A 15,517-nucleotide genomic window follows, 5' to 3' on the forward strand; every position below is an offset into this window, starting at 1 on the left:
GCAGCACCTCAGCCCGGCAGGCCGGTGAGCACCAGCTGGTCCCGGTGCACCACCGCATCCCCCACCGCCCCCAGCTGGCGGCGCACCTCCTCGCTGCTCAGCCCCATGATCTGGCGCAGTTCCTCGCTGCTCAGGGTGCTCAGGCCCCGGCCCAGCTCCTGGCCCTGCAGCGACAGCAGGCGAACGGCGTCGCGTCGGCCGAACGCCCCCTCCACCCGGCGGATGCCCACCGCCAGCAGCGATGCGCCGCGCTCCACCAGGGCCCGCTCCGCCCCCGCATCGATGACCAGGTCGCCCCGGGGGATCAGGGCATGGGCCAGCCAGCCCTTGCGATCCGGCAGGGGTTTGGCGCTGGGCTGGAACACCGTGCCGAGCCGCTCCCCGGCCAGCAGGGCCTCGAGCACCGCCGGGTCGCGGCCATCGGCGAGGCGCACGCGGATGCCGCTGGAGGTGGCGATGCGGGCCGCCGTCAGCTTGGTGGTCATGCCACCAGTGCCCCAGCGCCCGCCCCCACTGGCCACGCCGCTGAGCCGGGCCAATTCGATCAGGTCGCGCACTTCCTCGATCGGCTCGGCGCTGGCATCGCGGCGGGGATCACCGGAATACAACGAATCCACATCGGTGAGCAGCACCAGCTCGTCGGCGCCGATCGCCACCGCCACCAGGGCCGAGAGGGTGTCGTTGTCGCCGAAGCGCAGCTCGTCGGTGGCCAGGGTGTCGTTTTCGTTGACGATCGGCACCACGCCCCAGCTGAGCAGCTGCTCGAGGGTGCGGCAGGCGTTCTGGTAGCGCCGCCGGGAGGCCAGATCGCCGCGGGTCAGCAGCACCTGGGCCACCGTTTCGCCATGGCGGTCGAAGGCGTCTTCGTACAGCCCCATCAACCGACCCTGGCCAATGGCGGCGGCGGCCTGCAGGGCCACCACTTCGCCGGGCCGCTCCTTCAGCCGCAGGGCGTGGCAACCGAGTCCAACGGCACCGCTGGTCACCAGGGTGATCGCGTCACCCCGTCGCCGCTGGCGGCTGAGGCTGCCGGCCAGCCCATCGATCACCGCTTCAGTGCCACGGGCACCCGAGCCACGCAGCAGACTGGTGCCCACCTTGATCACGCGCCGCAGGCTCATCGGCCCAGGCTGGCGCCCATCCAGCGGGCCAGGCCCAGCTCGGCGCGCTGCAGCCGGTCCCGCTTGCAGGTCTGACCCAGCGGGTCCACCGGCTTGACCAGGACGGTGAACAGCCCCAGCCGATTGCCGGCCAGCACATCGGTGAACAGGCGGTCGCCCACCATCGCCACCTGGTGGGGGGGGAGCCCCAGCTCGGCCAGCACCTTGCGCAGGGCGCTGCGGCGCGGCTTGCCGGCCGAAGTGGTGAAGGGCAGGTCGAGTTGCCTGGCCACCGCGCCGATGCGCCGCCTGGAGGGGTTGTTGCTGAACAGGTGCACGCGCAGCTGCTGCTGGGCTGCGCGCAGCCACTGCTCCATGGCGGCGGGCAGCTCGGAGCGGTGGCGGGGCAGCAGGGTGCGATCCACATCGAGGATCAGCGCCTTGATCTGCCCCTGGTAGAGGCGCTCCAGGGGCAGCTGGGCCAGGCTGGTGTCAAGCATCCAGCTGGGTTGAAGCAGCCGCTGAAGCTTCACCCGGCCTGCTCCCGATCGTCGAGTTCGGCTTCGATCATGGGCTGAATCCGCTCGAATTCCTCCCCTTCCACCACGACACCGTCACCGTCCTGCATGCGGGCCACCACAAAGAACGGATCGAGGGGGATGTAAAGCCCATACTCGCCATTGTCGACCATGAAGCTCACCAGGAGTTCATAGGTGTCACTGTCGTCATCGAGGTCGTCGTCTTCATCGAGATCGTCGGGGTCGGGCTCTTCGAGCTCACCGCTGACGGTGAGGGTGACGGCGGAGCGCACCAGCAGCAGGTCATGTTCCTGCAGCACCACATCGGCCACCGAGAGAATCGGCTCGCTGGTGTGGATCGTTTCGATCAGCTCCGGCTCCTCCTCGTCGCCGTGCATGCGGAACAGGCAGACCGGGGTGTCCACCGGGGTCAGCAGGGCATAGTCCTTGCCCTCCAGGGGGATCAGCTGCTCCAGGTAACAGAGAAGTTGACGGCCCTGGTCGTCGCGGACCACCACCGCCGGCACATCCCCGGATCCGGCGGTCATGGGTCCTTCGGCAGGCATGGGGAGATGGCAGACCTCTTCAGAATGTCGCAGCGTCGACCGAATTTCCGAGCGGCGGGGTCGAAAGTGTGACCGGACCGACGGGAGCAACCGGACCGGGCTCCGGGCCTTCCTGCAGCCACTGCTCCAGCAGCAGGGCAGCCGCCGCCGAATCCAGCCGGCCGCTGCGGTCGCCATGGAGGCCGTGGCGTTCGCCGGCCTCCCAGCTGCTGCCGTACTCGTTCACCCAGGCCAACGGCAGCCCGGCAGCCCTGGCCAGGGCTTCGCCATAGCGGCGACTGTGCACGGCCTGGGAAGTGGGCCGCTGCTGGGCGTCGAGGGGCAGCCCGACCACCAGGGCGGCGACCCGCCGCCGCTGCAGCAACGGCCCCAGCAGCTCGAGGTCGTCCTCCAGGCGGCGGCGCAGCAGGGCCGGCAAGCGGATCACCGACAATCCCAGCGGATCGCAACCGGCCAGACCGATGCGCCGGCGCCCCACATCGAGGGCGAGCACGGAGCGGGGCCGGGGCGGGACGGAGCCCCTCAACGGTGCATCACCGGCCGGAATTCAGGGTGGCGGGGCCATGGCGCAGGCCGGGGTTCGGCAGCAGAGTTGTCGGCAGCAGTGGCGTTGGCAGGAGAGGTGTCGGCAGAAGTGGCGTCGGGACCGGCCGCCGCCGGGGCTTGAAGGTTTCGAGCACGGTGTCGAGCCGCCAGCGGGAGGCTCCCGGCTCGGCCAGGCATTGCTGGCGGCGCCAGACGCTGCGGCCCATCAGCAGTTCTTCGCCATCCACCAGGGCACCGAGGCCTTGAAGCCAGAGAGTCCGCTCCCCGTCGCCGTTATCGCTGCGCAGCCGCACCTGGGGGGCACTCCCGGCCACCTCCCGCAGCAGCCGCTCCAGGGGCCTGCCCAGCAGGTGGGACCAGCCGGGATGCAGGGTGATCTCCAGCTCGATCGGGCCCTGGTCGTGGGAGCGCAGCCGCCGCACGCCCGCCACCGCCTGCTGGCGGGTTGGGTCGACCCAGAGCAACCCTCTGCCCTGGGTCTGGTCGAGCAGATCCTCGCTGCGGCGGTCGAGCAGTTGGCGCAACTGGGCCGGACAGGCCGCCTGCTCCAGGTGCCAGAGCAGGGCGGCTGTGCGCCGATTCAAGCCACACCGCTGCAGATCGCCGGGTGGGTCGCCGCCTGGAGCCGCCTGCCGCCCGGGTTCCCAGCACCAGAGGGTTTGCTGGCGCAGGGGTTGAAAACCCTGTTCGCGTAGCAGGGCGAGGCGATCGATCCGGCCGGTGCCGGCCGAGGCGATCCAACTGGTGGCACCGCGGCGGCGGTGCAGGGCCTCCCGGAGCAAGGCGGCCTCAACCTGGTGCACCGTGGGGCTGCCCGGCTGGGCCAGGGACTGCCGGCAGGTGCGCAGCTGATCAAGACCCCAGCAGGTGCCACTCCGGTTCAGCCGGCGAACGATGGCCAGCCCGACCACTTGTTGGGAGGCCTGGTAGGCCACCAGGATCTCGGGTGCCAGGGGTGGCCGGCGGATCAGGCCATTGAGCAGGCGCTCCGGCTGCTGGAGCAAGACGGAGCGCTGGAGAAGCGGTTGCAGGTCGACGAAGGCCTCGGACTGGAGCAAGGGCAGGCTCCAGCCCTGGAGCGGCTCGATCCGGATCGCACCCGGCGCAGCGGGCGGTGCACCTCCCGAGGGGCCAGTGGGGGGTGACTGATGCACGGAAGAACGCCTGTGCCTGAACTGTATCGGCAGTTCAGGCGGGCCTGACCACCACCAGGGGGGTGCGCTCGTTGGCGTTACCGGCCGGGTTGGGGCGCAACGCCCGCTGCAGCAGGGCTTCATCGCAGCCTGGGCTTGACGCCAGCACCTTCACCCGGCCCAGATCATTGACATCCACCACAGCCACAGGCACGCCCAGGGCCGCCGCCAGATCCCGGCAGGTGCGCTCGGGATGGGCGGGGCCGAGCACGATCGTCTGGTCGTAGGGGGGGGTGGTGCCGGTGATGTCATCGATCAGCCGGGCCTGCTCCCCGGCCAGGCGGTAGAAGCCGCCGCGGCTGCCCACCAGTTTCATCAAGGTGCCCACCAGCCAGGCACAGAGCACCCGGGCCGGGCCGACGTCGTTGATCAGGGTCTGGAGGCCGCAGGCGGTGGCCAGGCTGCTGGTGGGGTGGAACACGCGGCAGAGCAGGCGGGCCAGTCCCGACGGCTCCACCATGGCGGGATGCTGATAGCGGCCCTGGATCACCGCCAGGGGCGTTTCGCCGATCGTCAGGATGTCGCCCGGTTGGAGAACCGCTCCGGCGTAGCGGCGCAGCACAGCGGCGGGATCATCCAGCACCCCGAGCAGGTGGGTGGGCACCGGCAGCACCTGGCATCCCTCGCCGGCGCGCCAGGGGGCCGTGGCCGGATCGAGCGGCTCAGGCTTGCGCAGCGGGATGAGCACCCCATCCCGGCGTTGCAGCCGCCCGAACGGCCCGTAGTTGACCCAGAGGATCTCCAGCCAGAGGGTGTCGAGCAGCGCCGCCAGGTCGGTGCCTGGATCGAGGCCCGACGCGCTGGGCCGATCGGCCTGGATGCGCAGGGTGAGCTGAGCCCGGGTGGTTTTGTGGCCTTTGACGATGTAGGCGGCCCAGTAGCCATCGGCCCGGGCCGGTTCGTCGGGATGGTCGGCGATCACGCGGCTGCTCACCCGCACGCCAGCCAGATCGCCGCGGCCCAGCAGGGTGGGCAGGAGGGTGAGCTCCGGCACCATCACCTCCATGCGGGCGTGGGGGTTGTGGATCTGGATCACCCCCTCCACGACCACTTCGCCGCCGGAATCGCTCACCGTCCAGTCGCCCGCATCGAGCCTGAGGGGTGAGGCGGGCCGGAGCCGGTGGCGCAGCTCCAGCCAGAGCAGGGTCAGGCCGAACAGCAGGGCGATGATCAAAATCCCGCAGACCAGGGAAGACAGGAAGGGCAAGGCGGGTGCGGTGCGGCCGGAATCAGCGGGAGCGTAGGCGCTCAAAGGGGCTCGGACCTAGGTTCTGGCCTGAGATCTCCGGCGGGATGGGATGAAGAAGACCTTCGTGCTCGATACGAACGTCCTGCTGCACGACCCTGGGGCCCTGAGCCGATTCGAAGACAACAACGTCGTCATCCCGATCGAGGTGGTCGAGGAGATCGACCGCTTCAAACGGGACGCCACCGAGAAGGGGCGCAACGCCCGCCTGGTGTCGCGGCTGCTGGACGGGTTGCGGCAGAAGGGGAACCTGGCGGAGGGGGTGGAGATCGAGGCGATCCATCAGGGCCGGCTCAAGGTGGTGTTCTGCCGCAGCCAGACCCTCAGCCAACTGCCGCCCGAGCTGCAGGCCGGCAACGGCGACAACAACATCCTGGCGGTGGCTCTGGAGCAACGGCTCCATGGCGTGATGGGCAGCGAGCCCCCCGTGATCCTGGTCACCAAGGACACGAACCTGCGCATCAAGGCGGATGCGGTGGGCCTGATCGCCCAGGACTACAACACCGGCAAGGTGGCGATCGCCGACCTCTACCCCGGCCTCACCGAATGGTGGGTGACGGCCGCCCAGATCGAACAACTCCACCGGGAGGGGGGGCTGCCGCTGTCGGTGCTGGCCCCCCTCCCCGAAGGTCACGCCCCCCTTCACGCCAACGAGGGGGTGACCCTGGTGGATGGGGCCCAGCCCAGCCACACCCTGCTGGCGCGCTACTGCGCCCCGGCAGCCAGCCTGCGGCCGCTGCAGAAGGGGGGGCGGATCAAGCTGGGCCGGGTGAGCGCAAGGAACCGGGAGCAGACCTTCGCCCTCGATCTGCTGCTCGATTCCGCCATTCAGCTCCTCACCCTGGTGGGCAAGGCGGGCACGGGCAAGACCCTGCTCGCCCTCGCCGCCGGCCTCCACCAGGTGGCCGATGAACCCCTCTACGACCGTCTGCTGGTGACCCGACCGGTGATCCCGCTCGGCAAGGACATCGGCTTTCTGCCCGGTGACCTGCAGGAAAAGATGGGCCCCTGGATGCAGCCGGTCATCGACAACCTCGATTTCCTGCTGGGCGCCGAGGAGCCGTCCCATGGCGCCGCCCGGCCCAACCGCACCCCCCGCAACAACTGGGCCGACCTCAAGGGCATGGGCCTGCTGGAGGTGGAGGCGATCAGCTACATCCGCGGACGCTCGATTCCGCGCCAGTTCATGGTGGTGGATGAGGCCCAGAACCTCACGCCCCACGAGGTGAAAACAATCGTGACCCGGGTTGGAGAAGGCACCAAGATTGTGTTCACCGGTGACCCCTACCAGATCGACAATCCCTATGTGGATGCCGACAGCAACGGCCTCACCTGGCTGGTGGAGCGCTTCAAGGGCCAGGAACTGGCCGGCCACGTGACCCTGCACAAGGGCGAGCGTTCGGCCCTGGCGGAGCTGGCGGCGAACCTGCTCTGACCAGCCGGGGTTGCCATTCTCCGGAGTGCATTGACCATGATCCGAGGATCGCCACCACCCCTGCCACCATGCCGGAAGCGTTTCCGTTTCGCCCACCCTCCAGCCGCCGCGATCAGCTGGGACGGGTCATGGGCGCCGCTCTCGGCTTTTCGGTGGCGTTTCTGGTGGCCGGCCGTCTGGCCCCGGTTCCATCCACCCTGCTGTGCTCAATCGCCCTCGCGGGTGCCGCAACCCTGGCGGGGCGGGTTGCCACTCCCCTGCGATGGTGGGCCCTGTTGGGGGTGGCGGCGGGTTGCCTGCTGGGCACCGCCAAGGTGATGGCCGGGGCCTTGCAGGACACCGAAGCCCAGCCCAACCTCCCGAGCCGGGCCTTGGCGGTGCTGCTCCTCGCCGGTGCCGGTTCCCTGGCCGGCCATGCCTTCAGCACCACACGCTCCCTTTACGATCGCCAACCGAAAGATCTGCTGCGCTCGGCCAGCGCCCTGACCACCGGACTGTTTGCGGTGCTTGTCACCCTCACCTTCATCCATGGGGGATTGGATGCCGCCCGCACCTTCTCGAGCCGCTTGAGCACCTCGCTCACCATCCTGGTGGCTTCGCTGAGCGTGCCGGGCTGGCTGATCCACCTGCTCGTCCACTCTGCCCATTCCGAGGAGCATGACTGAATCGGCGGAACAGGTGCTTCTGGGGCTGGCCGGCGGGCTGCGCTTCGTGCTGGAGGCCCTTTCTGTTGCCACGGTGCTGCTGGGCCTGGTGGCCACCGCCTCCCAGCTGCTGAACAACTCGATGGGCCGGCGTCGCCAGCGCCGTTCCCTCGCCGGAGCCCGGATCACCTTCGGCAGCTGGCTGTCGATGGCCCTGGAGTTCCAGCTCGGCGCCGACATCGTGGCGACCACCACCGCTCCGACGGGCCCGAATCTGATTCAGCTGGGGGTGGTGGCCGTGATCCGCACCTTCCTCAACGTTTTCCTGGCGCGGGAGCTTGAAACCGAAAGCCGGCTGGAGCGGGAGTCGGCCAATGGGCCAGGTCCGGGAGGCTCGCCGGCATGAACATGACCAACGAGCTGGCCAAGCAGCGCAACCGCGATGCGGCTGAGCGCACCCTGATGGCCTGGATCCGCACCTGCCTTTCCCTGATCAGTTTCGGCTTCGGCCTCGACAAGATCGTCGCCGCAATCAAGAGCCAGAACGGCGTGGCTGGCCATGCGGGCCTGGGGGTGCGGCTGGTGTCGATGGCCTTCGTGCTCACCGGCATGGTGGCGATGGTGGCGGCAACCCTGCAGCATCGCCGTGAGCTGCGTCGCCTCACCGGCGACACGTTCACTTTCCACAGGCAACGTTCGATCGCAACGGCCACGGCCGTGAGCCTCACCTTGATTGGCGCCATCGCCTTGGCGATGCTCGCCTACGGGGCATTCTGGCGCTGAGCCTTCCACTCCTTTCGTCCCCGCTCCCCATGGCCCAGCTCGCTGCCGCACTCCCGGGCCTCACCCTGTTCACGATCATGTTTGCCCTTGGCCTGGGATTGCAGCTCGATGCGATCGCGCAGTTGCGGCACCGGCCCGCCCTGGTGATCCGGGTGCTGATCGGCTCCTGTGTGCTGGTGCCCCTGGTGGCGCTGGTGCTGATGAAGCTGCCCCTGAGCTTCGCCCTCTCGAAATCGGCCCGCTTCGGCATCGCCCTGATGGCGGCTTGCCCGAGCGCCCCCCTCACCCTGCGCAAGGCCGGCAAGACGGGGGGCGATAGCCAGTTGGCGGCCGTGCTCCAGTCCTGCGCGGCTGTGGCCGCGATCGTTTCGATTCCCCTGCTCGCTGATCTGTTCCAGGCTTCGTTCGGAGTAGACGGCTGGGACATCCGCCCCCGGGACGTGGCCCTGCAGGTGGGCCAGGCCCAGGTGCTGCCGCTGCTGGCCGGCCTGCTGCTGAGGCGCTGGAAGCCTCAGTGGGTGGACCGGCTGGTGGGGCCGCTCGACAAGCTCGCCAACGGCTTGCTCCTGCTGTTGATCGTGGTGGTGCTGATCAAGGCGGGCCCTTTGCTGGTGCCGTTCGTGGCGGCCAACCTGCTGGCGCTGGGCTTCATGGCGGCGATGGTGGCCGCCGCCCTCGCCATCGGCTACCTCATGGCTGGCCCGGCGCCGCGCGAGCGCACCACCGTGGCCCTGGTCACCTCGATGCGCAACCCCGGTCTGGCGCTGCTGTTCGCCTCCGCCCATGGCGCCGGCATGCCTGGTTTGAAACTGGCCGTGCTGGCCTACCTGCTGGTCACGGTGCTGCTCTCGATTCCCTTCCTGCGCTGGCAGAAAGGCCTGCAAGGAGTGGCTTCTTGAGGAGGCTGCCCTTGTGACTGATCCGAACGCACAGGAGAGCACTTCCTTCGATCGAATCACTCCATTCGAGCTCAGCTTTTCTCCGGTGGTGGAGGATGCCCCCTATCGCTGGCTTCGCAGCCTCGGTCTGAATCCGCGGCAGGGCCAGGGGCTGGTGCAGCGGGCGATCGGACTGGCCCTGTTCGCCTGGCTGCCGATCGTGATCTGGGCCTGGTTCCACAACCGGTTGCTCGGAATCTCAGTGCCAGAACCCCTGCTGGCGCACTACGGCATCTCCGTCACCTGCCTGGTGGCGATTCCCCTGCTGATCCTGGGGGAGGGGGTGGCTCGCCGGGTGGTGGAGCGCACGGTGTTCCAGTTCGCCTGCAGTGGTCTGGTGGTGGAGGGCCAGCTGGATCGGTTCCGTTCGATCCTGAAGAGCACAGCTCGCCTGCGGGACCATTCCCTGCCCTGGGTGCTGGTGCTCGGGGTGGTGGCGGCCATCACCCTGACCACCCCCACAAGCCTCGATGGCCTCAACTGGGCCGCGGAGGGCGGCGGACGGCTTGGCTTCGGCGGGGCCTGGTTCCTCTATGTGGCTCGGCCGATCTACATCGCCCTGCTGCTGGGCTGGGGCTGGCGCCTGCTGCTGGTGGGCCTGCTCTGCTGGCGCATCGCCCGCCTGGATCTCTCGCTGGTGCCCACCCATCCCGACCGAGTCTGCGGGCTGGGATTTCTGGAGGTGCTGCCCGAAGCGTTCTCTCTCTGGGCCCTGGCGATGTGAGCGGTGATCATGGCGAGCTGGACCCATGAGCTGCACCACCACGGGCAGACGCTGCGGGCGTTGCACATGCCCTTCCTGGCCTTCATCGCCGGCACCACCCTGGTGATGGTGGCACCGCTGCTGGCCTTTGCCCCCCGGCTGATCGCGTTCAGACGCCAGGCCCTGCGGGACTATGGCGCCCTGGTGGGAGTCCACGGGCGCCTGGTGCGACAGCGCTGGATCCTGGGAGAGCGGCTGGCGGACGCAGAGATCCTGGAGGCCCCTGAGCTGGGCCCGATTGCCGACACGGCCGCGATCTACGACGCTGTCCGCGCCACCCGTGCCACCCCGGTCAACCTGCTAGCCCTGCTCAAGATCCTGGTGCCCCTGCTGATCCCAGCGCTGATCGGCATCAGCACACAGATCCCGCTGCGCCAGCTGTTGCTCAAGATTGGCCATGCCCTGCTCTGACGAGGGAGTGGCTCCCCCCTGCGCTCAGAAGGACTGCTGAAACTGAAGCCGCAGTTGCCAGCCATCGGGGCTGTTGTCGTTACCCGCCAGCACGGCACCACCGGTAAGGGAGAGCCTGGCCTTAGACCAGGGGCTCCCCCCAATCGTCGCGCCCAGGGCCGTCCAGGCCTGTTGATTGTCGCCGGCCTGGCCGTCACTGGAGGTTTCACCGCCCAGCCTGGAGTAGGAATCCAGCGACACCCACAGCGTCTTGTTGAGGTCGTGGGTGAGGTGCATCTCCAACGTGCCCATAGGAGCCTGGGTGGTCTGATCGGGGGCCAGCACGTTCGCGACCTGGCTGCCCACCTGGCGCCCCTGGATTGAGAACTCGGGGAAGGCGGGGTCGTTGTTCGGCGTGTAGACATCCACGCTGGGCAGGATCTCGAAGGTGGTGGTCTTCCCCGGTGCCCAGTTGGGGCTGAGCCGCACCGTGGTGGGCAGGCCGGCCCGGAAGGTCCAGCGGTTGGTGCCGATGTTCACCAACTGGTCGTTCTGATAGTCGCCGGTGGGGGGCATCACAGCCACCAGGCCATAGACCACCACAGGCGGATTCTGCTTTTGCATGTAGGCCCCGAACTCGGCTGGCGCCAGGGCCGGGGTGTTCACCAGCCCCACGGTGAAGTGGGCGTAGCTGTCGGCCAGGCCCTGCTTGCTGGGCGCCACCCCGCGGTTGGCGGTGGAGAGGCTGACGTTGGCCCAGGCATAGGGAACCGCCACCGATACCTGGGAGAGCCGATTGCCGATCCCGAAGAAGCGGGCATAGCTCGGTACCACGACATAGGTATCGACGTTGAGATTGGGGAAGATGATGCTGGTGTCGACGACGGTGTTGGAGCTGCTGTACATCCCCGAGATGGTGAACACGTTCGTGCCGGCGGGAGCCAGCCAGAACTGACGGGGGCCGTAGGCCTGCGCCTGGGCCGGCCGGCTGCAGCCAAGGGTCAGCGCCAACCCGCAGGTCGCGAAGGAGGCGGTACGAATCGCAGCGGAGCAGCGCTTGGAAATCCGGGAGGCAGGTGTTGAGTTCATGCTGATTCAGTTCATCTTCACGTCAACTCTGTGGATCGTGCCGTCGAAGCGGAACGGCCGACGCTCGAAGTAATCGAGTGACACCGTTGAGCCGAGATCCACACCCACATCAAAGGTTTCGCTGGCGGAGAAGGCACCAGGCACCGTGCGTTTCACCGTGGTGCGCGCCACCTCCTGTCCATCCACGTTCAGCACCACCTCAGCCGGCGACAGCGCCTGGCCATTTACCAGGGTGGTGGTGACCTCAATGCGATGCGTGCCGGCAGGAATCCTGTTCTTCGAACGGGCGATGGCGCGCTCGATGATCATCGTGTTGTACTCATAAACAAGCTGGCCCTTGTCCAGGTAGAGGCTGAGGCCGCCTCCCGATCCCCCCAGGGCGTACAACACACCGGAAGCATTCTCCTTGAGTTCTGCATCGATACTGACAGTGTTGCTTTCACGGCCCAGTCCAGGGGCCGTGAACTCCGGCATGCGCGTGGTGGTGGCATCGAACTGCCAGCTGGTGTAGGGCGTCTTGATGCGGTCTTCAGGATGCAGACGCAGCCAGATGCCGGCCCCCAGCGGATAGACCTTGTTGGCCACGGCCTGCTGATCAAACGTTTTCTGAAGCTGGGCCAGCCGCTGCGGTTCGCGGGCGGCGAGATCATCAGCTTCGGAGAAGTCAGCGTTGAGGTTGTAGAGCTCCCATTGGTCCTTGGCCGAATCCCAGGCAGCCAGCCCTGGCGCGCCGGGCAGCCAGGGGACCAAAGGGCCGAAGGTGGCGGCAAGCCAACCGTCCTGGAAGATGGCGCGACTTCCGTTGTTGTCGAAGTACTGAACCTTTTTGCGGGTGGGAGCTTTGGCGTTGGCGAAGGTGTAGGCCAGGCTCACCCCATCGATCGGATCCTGCTTGAATCCATCCACGATTGTGGGCGGCTTGATGCCAATGAGCTCGTAGAGCGTTGGCGCGATGTCGTTGACGTGGTGGAACTGGGCCCGTGGTGTTTTGTCTGGTTTGATCCCTTTGGGCCAGGAGATCACCATCGGATTGCGGGTGCCGCCGAAATGGGAAGCAATCAACTTGGTGTACTGGAACGGGGTGTTGCCGGCCCAGGCCCAGCCGGCGTGGTACATGCTGTCGGTCTTGGGACCGCCCAGCAGGTCGAGGCCGCCCATGGTGTTCAGGGCCGCGATCTGCTGCTCGACGGTGTTGGGGATGCCGTTCTGAGCCAGCAACTCGCTGATCGTGCCGTTCTGGCCTTCAGCGCTGGCGCCATTGTCGCCGAAGATGTAGATGACGATCGTGTTTTCCCGCACCCCCAGGCGCTCGAGCTCATCGATCACCTTCCCCACCTGGGCATCCACGTGCTCGACGAAGCCGGCGTAGATCTCCATCAGCCGCAGCTGGAACGGTCGCTGGGCCGCCGGAATGCTGTCCCAGGCGGGCATGGTGGCGGTGCGGGGCGTCAGTTTGGTGTTGGCTGGAATCCAGCCGAGTTGCTTCTGGCGCGCAAACACCCGCTCGCGGTAGGCATCCCAGCCGGTGTCGAACTTGCCCTTGTACTTCTCGGACCACTCCTTGCCCACCTGGTGGGGGCCGTGGGCGGCCCCTGGCGCCCAGTAGAGGAAGAAGGGCTTGTCAGGTGAGAAGGCCCGGTGCTTGCGCAGCCAGTCGATGCTGCGCTGGGCCATGTCCTCGCTGAGGTGGTAATTCTTGTCGTGGGGCGGCTCAATGGCGGTGGTGTTCTCCACCAGGCGGGGCTCCCACTGGGAAGTTTCACCGGCGAGGAAGCCGTAGAAGTAATCGAAGCCGTGGCCCGTCGGCCAGCGATCGAACGGCCCCATGGCGGTGGTCTGATCGGCCGGCGTGTTGTGCCACTTGCCGAAGGCCGCCGTCTTGTAGCCGTAGTGATGCAGCACTTCGGCCATGGTGGCCGAGGTTTTCGGAATCACACCCGTGTAGCCATCCCAGTCGACGGCCCGTTCGGCAATCGTGCCGTTGCCGACTCGCTGGTGATTGCGTCCGGTAAGCAAGGCCGCCCGGGTGGGGGAGCAGATGGCGGTGGTGTGAAAGGTGTTGTAGCTCAGGCCCTGGTCCGCCAGTTTGCTGAGGGTGGGCGTGTTGATCTCGCCGCCAAAGGTGGAGGCCTGGCCGAAGCCGACGTCATCCAGCAGGACGATGAGCACGTTGGGCGCATCGGCTTTGAGGTGCTGCGGCTGGGCGCGGCGTTTGTGCACCGAATCCTGCAGCCGTGGTCGGGCGATGCTGGCGCTGGGCACCGGCGGGAAAGGCAGCACCGAACCGTCGGTGGGGGTGGCGGCTGGGCTGGCTGCCGCTTTGGCTGATGTCTCGGCTGATGCCGTGGCTGATGCAGTTGGACGGGCCCAGGCCCCTGTGATCACGCCGCTGCTCAGCAGCAGGCACAGGACCGCTACAGCCAGGGTTTTCCATGGATGCCTCATGGCTTGGGCAGCACCGGCTTCAGCTGCGGCAGTCCGCCGTCATTGATGTCGAAGTCGGGGTCAAGGATCGTCTTCTCGCCCTGGGCACCGAGGTAGTCGGGCTGGGCCTTCAACCACTCGCTCATCTTCTGCTGCTTGGCATAGGCCTGCAGGCGGGCCTCGAGATCACGCACCACCTCAGGGTTCTGCTCGGCCACGTTGTTCTTCTCGCCGGGGTCGGCCTTGAGGTCGAACAGTTCGATCTTGCCGGGCAGCAGCGCGATCTTCACCAGCTTCCACTGGCCCTTGATGATGGCGCCGCGGAAGGCTTCGACGTTGATCAGGAGATCGTCGTGGGGCGAGGGCTTGCCTTCGGCGAGCATCGGCAGGAGGTTCTTGCCATCCAGGGGCTTGCTGGCGGGGTTCGGCGCCGCGCCGGCCAGGGCCAGGGCGGTGGGCATGATGTCCACCATCTGCGCCGGCTCACTGATCACGGCGGGCTTCAAGGTGCCGGGCCAGTTGAAGATCGTCGGCACGCGCACACCGCCTTCGTAGAGGCTGCCCTTGCCGCCGCGCAGGTTGCCGTTGCTCGCCGGCAGGGATTCCTGCTTGACGCCGCTTTCGGCACGCTCCTCGCGGGAGTGAGCGCCACTGGCGATCACGGCGCTGCGGGGGCCACCGTTGTCGCTGGAGAAGATGATCAGAGTGTTCTTGCGCATCCCCCGCTTCTCGAGGGCGGCCACGATGCGGCCCACCTGGTCGTCCACCGAGGTGACCATGGCCGCATAGGTGCGGCGGGTCGGGTCCTTGATCGTGGCGGCGTAGCGGTCTTCATCGGCCTTCTGGGCCTGATAGGGGGCATGGGGCGCCAGCGAGGCGAAGTAGAGGAAGAACGGCTTGGTTTTGTCTTGCCGCTCGATTTGCTTCACCGCCTCGTCGCCGATCAGGGGCAGGTAGTAGGTGGTCTCCTGCATGAACTTGCCGTCGCGCTGCCAGTCGACGATGCCGCCGCGCATCTTGGTGAAGTAGTCGACCTCGCCGACGAGGTTGCCGTAGAAGTGATCGAAGCCCCGGTTCTGCGGCCAGTATTTCTTGTCGGCATGGCCCAGGTGCCACTTGCCCACCATCGAGGTCTGGTAGCCCGCCTCCTTCAGTGCCTGGGGCAGGGTGCGTTCATCGGTGGGCAGGCCGTAGGTGTGATTGGGGAAGATCACCAGGGTCTGGAGGCCGTAGCGCATCGGGTGGCGGCCCGTCATCAGGGCGGCCCGGGAGGGCGTGCAGACGGGCATGCCGTGGAAGGACTCCATCCGCACGCCCTCCCGGGCCAGCTTGTCGATGTTCGGCGTCTTGATGTCGCTGCCCCGGTAGCCCAGGTCGGCATTGCCGAGGTCGTCGGCCAGGATCACGATGATGTTCGGCCGGCTCGCGCCGACGGCAGATCCGCCAACCGCCCCAGCAGCAGGCCGGTTGGCCTCCAGCGCAAAGGCGGGCACCAGGGCGAACCAGATCAGGCAAGCCAGGCAGGTGAGGCCGGCCAGGGAGAGCAGCTTCAGTTTCTGAAAGGGCTTCTTCAATATGGGCTTCATCGGTGGCTCCCCTTGAGTCGACAACGGGCTGTTCACATCCCGAGCGACTGGGCGCCAAGGCATGAAAAAGTTAGATCGCTGAAGGATTTGTAGCCATAAAAATTAGCAATACCATATACTTTCAGTCTCTCTATCAAGTTTTGTTTTCAGCCTTTGACCATGGCAGGAGTTAGGGAAGCTCTGGACAACACGTCCGCATAGCCAGTCGCGGTCCACCAATTGTTCGGATTGGACTATTTCAGCAGAGATCAGGCTGGAATGAGCCTGATCTCACCATGTTTGGGGACTGGCCCGCT

16 protein-coding genes are annotated in these 15,517 nt (G+C 67.2%); 7 read left to right on the top strand and 9 right to left on the bottom strand.

Going from position 1 to position 15,517, the window contains the following annotated elements:
• Positions 1-8 precede the first annotated feature (8 nt).
• Genes proB through KBY66_RS12815 form a run of 6 tightly spaced genes read right to left on the bottom strand, consistent with a single transcriptional unit; the run spans position 9 to position 5,130 of the window.
• Complete coding sequence (gene proB, locus KBY66_RS12790) at positions 9-1,121, bottom strand: glutamate 5-kinase (protein WP_255089977.1); 1,113 nt, start codon at positions 1,119-1,121, stop codon at positions 9-11.
• Positions 1,118-1,633, bottom strand: coding sequence for a YqeG family HAD IIIA-type phosphatase (locus KBY66_RS12795; RefSeq protein ID WP_410001008.1), 516 nt, complete (start codon positions 1,631-1,633; stop codon positions 1,118-1,120). Before KBY66_RS12795 ends, proB begins: the two co-directional genes overlap by 4 nt.
• Positions 1,630-2,184: a DUF3727 domain-containing protein gene (locus KBY66_RS12800; protein WP_255089979.1), complete on the bottom strand. Its 555-nt coding sequence runs from the start codon at positions 2,182-2,184 to the stop codon at positions 1,630-1,632. Before KBY66_RS12800 ends, KBY66_RS12795 begins: the two co-directional genes overlap by 4 nt.
• A 19-nt stretch (positions 2,185-2,203) precedes the next feature.
• A complete protein-coding gene (gene ruvX, locus KBY66_RS12805; protein ID WP_255089981.1) occupies positions 2,204-2,710 on the bottom strand; it encodes a Holliday junction resolvase RuvX in 507 nt (168 codons plus the stop codon).
• A gap of 7 nt (positions 2,711-2,717) precedes the next feature.
• Entirely contained in the window at positions 2,718-3,884 is a 1,167-nt protein-coding gene (locus KBY66_RS12810; protein WP_255089983.1) for a hypothetical protein, read from the bottom strand.
• Positions 3,885-3,918: 34 nt separating this feature from the next.
• The gene (locus KBY66_RS12815) at positions 3,919-5,130 is read right to left on the bottom strand and encodes a F420-0:Gamma-glutamyl ligase (protein ID WP_255090002.1); all 1,212 of its coding nucleotides are present in this window, start codon (positions 5,128-5,130) and stop codon (positions 3,919-3,921) included.
• 91 nt (positions 5,131-5,221) lie between these two features.
• Here KBY66_RS12815 and KBY66_RS12820 point away from each other — a divergent pair, with 91 nt between their 5' ends.
• The 7 genes from KBY66_RS12820 (at position 5,222) to KBY66_RS12850 (ending at position 10,143) form a co-directional block, all read left to right on the top strand.
• Entirely contained in the window at positions 5,222-6,604 is a 1,383-nt protein-coding gene (locus tag KBY66_RS12820) for a PhoH family protein (RefSeq protein WP_255089984.1), read from the top strand.
• A 68-nt stretch (positions 6,605-6,672) separates the two neighbouring features.
• Entirely contained in the window at positions 6,673-7,269 is a 597-nt protein-coding gene (locus tag KBY66_RS12825; protein WP_255089985.1) for a hypothetical protein, read from the top strand.
• Positions 7,262-7,654 (top strand): DUF1622 domain-containing protein, encoded by a 393-nt coding sequence (locus KBY66_RS12830; RefSeq protein WP_255089986.1) that lies wholly within the window; start codon positions 7,262-7,264, stop codon positions 7,652-7,654. The genes KBY66_RS12825 and KBY66_RS12830 overlap by 8 nt, the downstream gene beginning before the upstream one ends.
• 2 nt (positions 7,655-7,656) lie before the next feature.
• Complete coding sequence (locus tag KBY66_RS12835; RefSeq protein ID WP_255089987.1) at positions 7,657-8,031, top strand: YidH family protein; 375 nt, start codon at positions 7,657-7,659, stop codon at positions 8,029-8,031.
• Positions 8,032-8,060: 29 nt separating this feature from the next.
• Positions 8,061-8,930 (top strand): bile acid:sodium symporter, encoded by an 870-nt coding sequence (locus tag KBY66_RS12840; protein WP_255089988.1) that lies wholly within the window; start codon positions 8,061-8,063, stop codon positions 8,928-8,930.
• A 13-nt stretch (positions 8,931-8,943) separates the two neighbouring features.
• Positions 8,944-9,693 (top strand): hypothetical protein, encoded by a 750-nt coding sequence (locus KBY66_RS12845; protein WP_255089990.1) that lies wholly within the window; start codon positions 8,944-8,946, stop codon positions 9,691-9,693.
• Positions 9,694-9,702: 9 nt separating this feature from the next.
• Entirely contained in the window at positions 9,703-10,143 is a 441-nt protein-coding gene (locus tag KBY66_RS12850; RefSeq protein ID WP_255089992.1) for a hypothetical protein, read from the top strand.
• A 24-nt stretch (positions 10,144-10,167) separates the two neighbouring features.
• Here KBY66_RS12850 and KBY66_RS12855 read toward each other — a convergent pair whose 3' ends face one another.
• The 3 genes from KBY66_RS12855 to KBY66_RS12865 are packed head-to-tail and all read right to left on the bottom strand — an operon-like array spanning position 10,168 to position 15,221.
• On the bottom strand, positions 10,168-11,211 hold the full coding sequence (locus tag KBY66_RS12855) for a transporter (protein ID WP_255089994.1): 1,044 nt from the start codon (positions 11,209-11,211) through the stop codon (positions 10,168-10,170).
• 6 nt (positions 11,212-11,217) lie between these two features.
• Positions 11,218-13,656, bottom strand: a complete 2,439-nt coding sequence (locus KBY66_RS12860; protein WP_255089996.1) for an arylsulfatase — start codon at positions 13,654-13,656, stop codon at positions 11,218-11,220.
• Positions 13,653-15,221 (bottom strand): arylsulfatase B, encoded by a 1,569-nt coding sequence (locus tag KBY66_RS12865; RefSeq protein WP_255089998.1) that lies wholly within the window; start codon positions 15,219-15,221, stop codon positions 13,653-13,655. The genes KBY66_RS12860 and KBY66_RS12865 overlap by 4 nt, the downstream gene beginning before the upstream one ends.
• Positions 15,222-15,517 lie beyond the last annotated feature (296 nt).

It is taken from the genome of Synechococcus sp. Tobar12-5m-g (assembly GCF_024345415.1).
In the GTDB taxonomy this organism is placed as follows: Bacteria; Cyanobacteriota; Cyanobacteriia; order PCC-6307; family Cyanobiaceae; genus Regnicoccus.

Excerpts from the sequence above, each read along its gene's own strand:
- proB (WP_255089977.1), bottom strand. The coding sequence starts at position 1,121 with ATGAGCCTGCGGCGCGTGATCAAGGTGGGCACCAGTCTGCTGCGTGGC.
- KBY66_RS12800 (WP_255089979.1), bottom strand. The coding sequence starts at position 2,184 with ATGCCTGCCGAAGGACCCATGACCGCCGGATCCGGGGATGTGCCGGCG.
- KBY66_RS12820 (WP_255089984.1), top strand. The coding sequence starts at position 5,222 with ATGAAGAAGACCTTCGTGCTCGATACGAACGTCCTGCTGCACGACCCT.
- KBY66_RS12825 (WP_255089985.1), top strand. The coding sequence starts at position 6,673 with ATGCCGGAAGCGTTTCCGTTTCGCCCACCCTCCAGCCGCCGCGATCAG.
- KBY66_RS12830 (WP_255089986.1), top strand. The coding sequence starts at position 7,262 with ATGACTGAATCGGCGGAACAGGTGCTTCTGGGGCTGGCCGGCGGGCTG.
- KBY66_RS12835 (WP_255089987.1), top strand. The coding sequence starts at position 7,657 with ATGACCAACGAGCTGGCCAAGCAGCGCAACCGCGATGCGGCTGAGCGC.
- KBY66_RS12840 (WP_255089988.1), top strand. The coding sequence starts at position 8,061 with ATGGCCCAGCTCGCTGCCGCACTCCCGGGCCTCACCCTGTTCACGATC.
- KBY66_RS12850 (WP_255089992.1), top strand. The coding sequence starts at position 9,703 with ATGGCGAGCTGGACCCATGAGCTGCACCACCACGGGCAGACGCTGCGG.
- KBY66_RS12855 (WP_255089994.1), bottom strand. The coding sequence starts at position 11,211 with ATGAACTCAACACCTGCCTCCCGGATTTCCAAGCGCTGCTCCGCTGCG.
- KBY66_RS12860 (WP_255089996.1), bottom strand. The coding sequence starts at position 13,656 with ATGAGGCATCCATGGAAAACCCTGGCTGTAGCGGTCCTGTGCCTGCTG.
- KBY66_RS12865 (WP_255089998.1), bottom strand. The coding sequence starts at position 15,221 with ATGAAGCCCATATTGAAGAAGCCCTTTCAGAAACTGAAGCTGCTCTCC.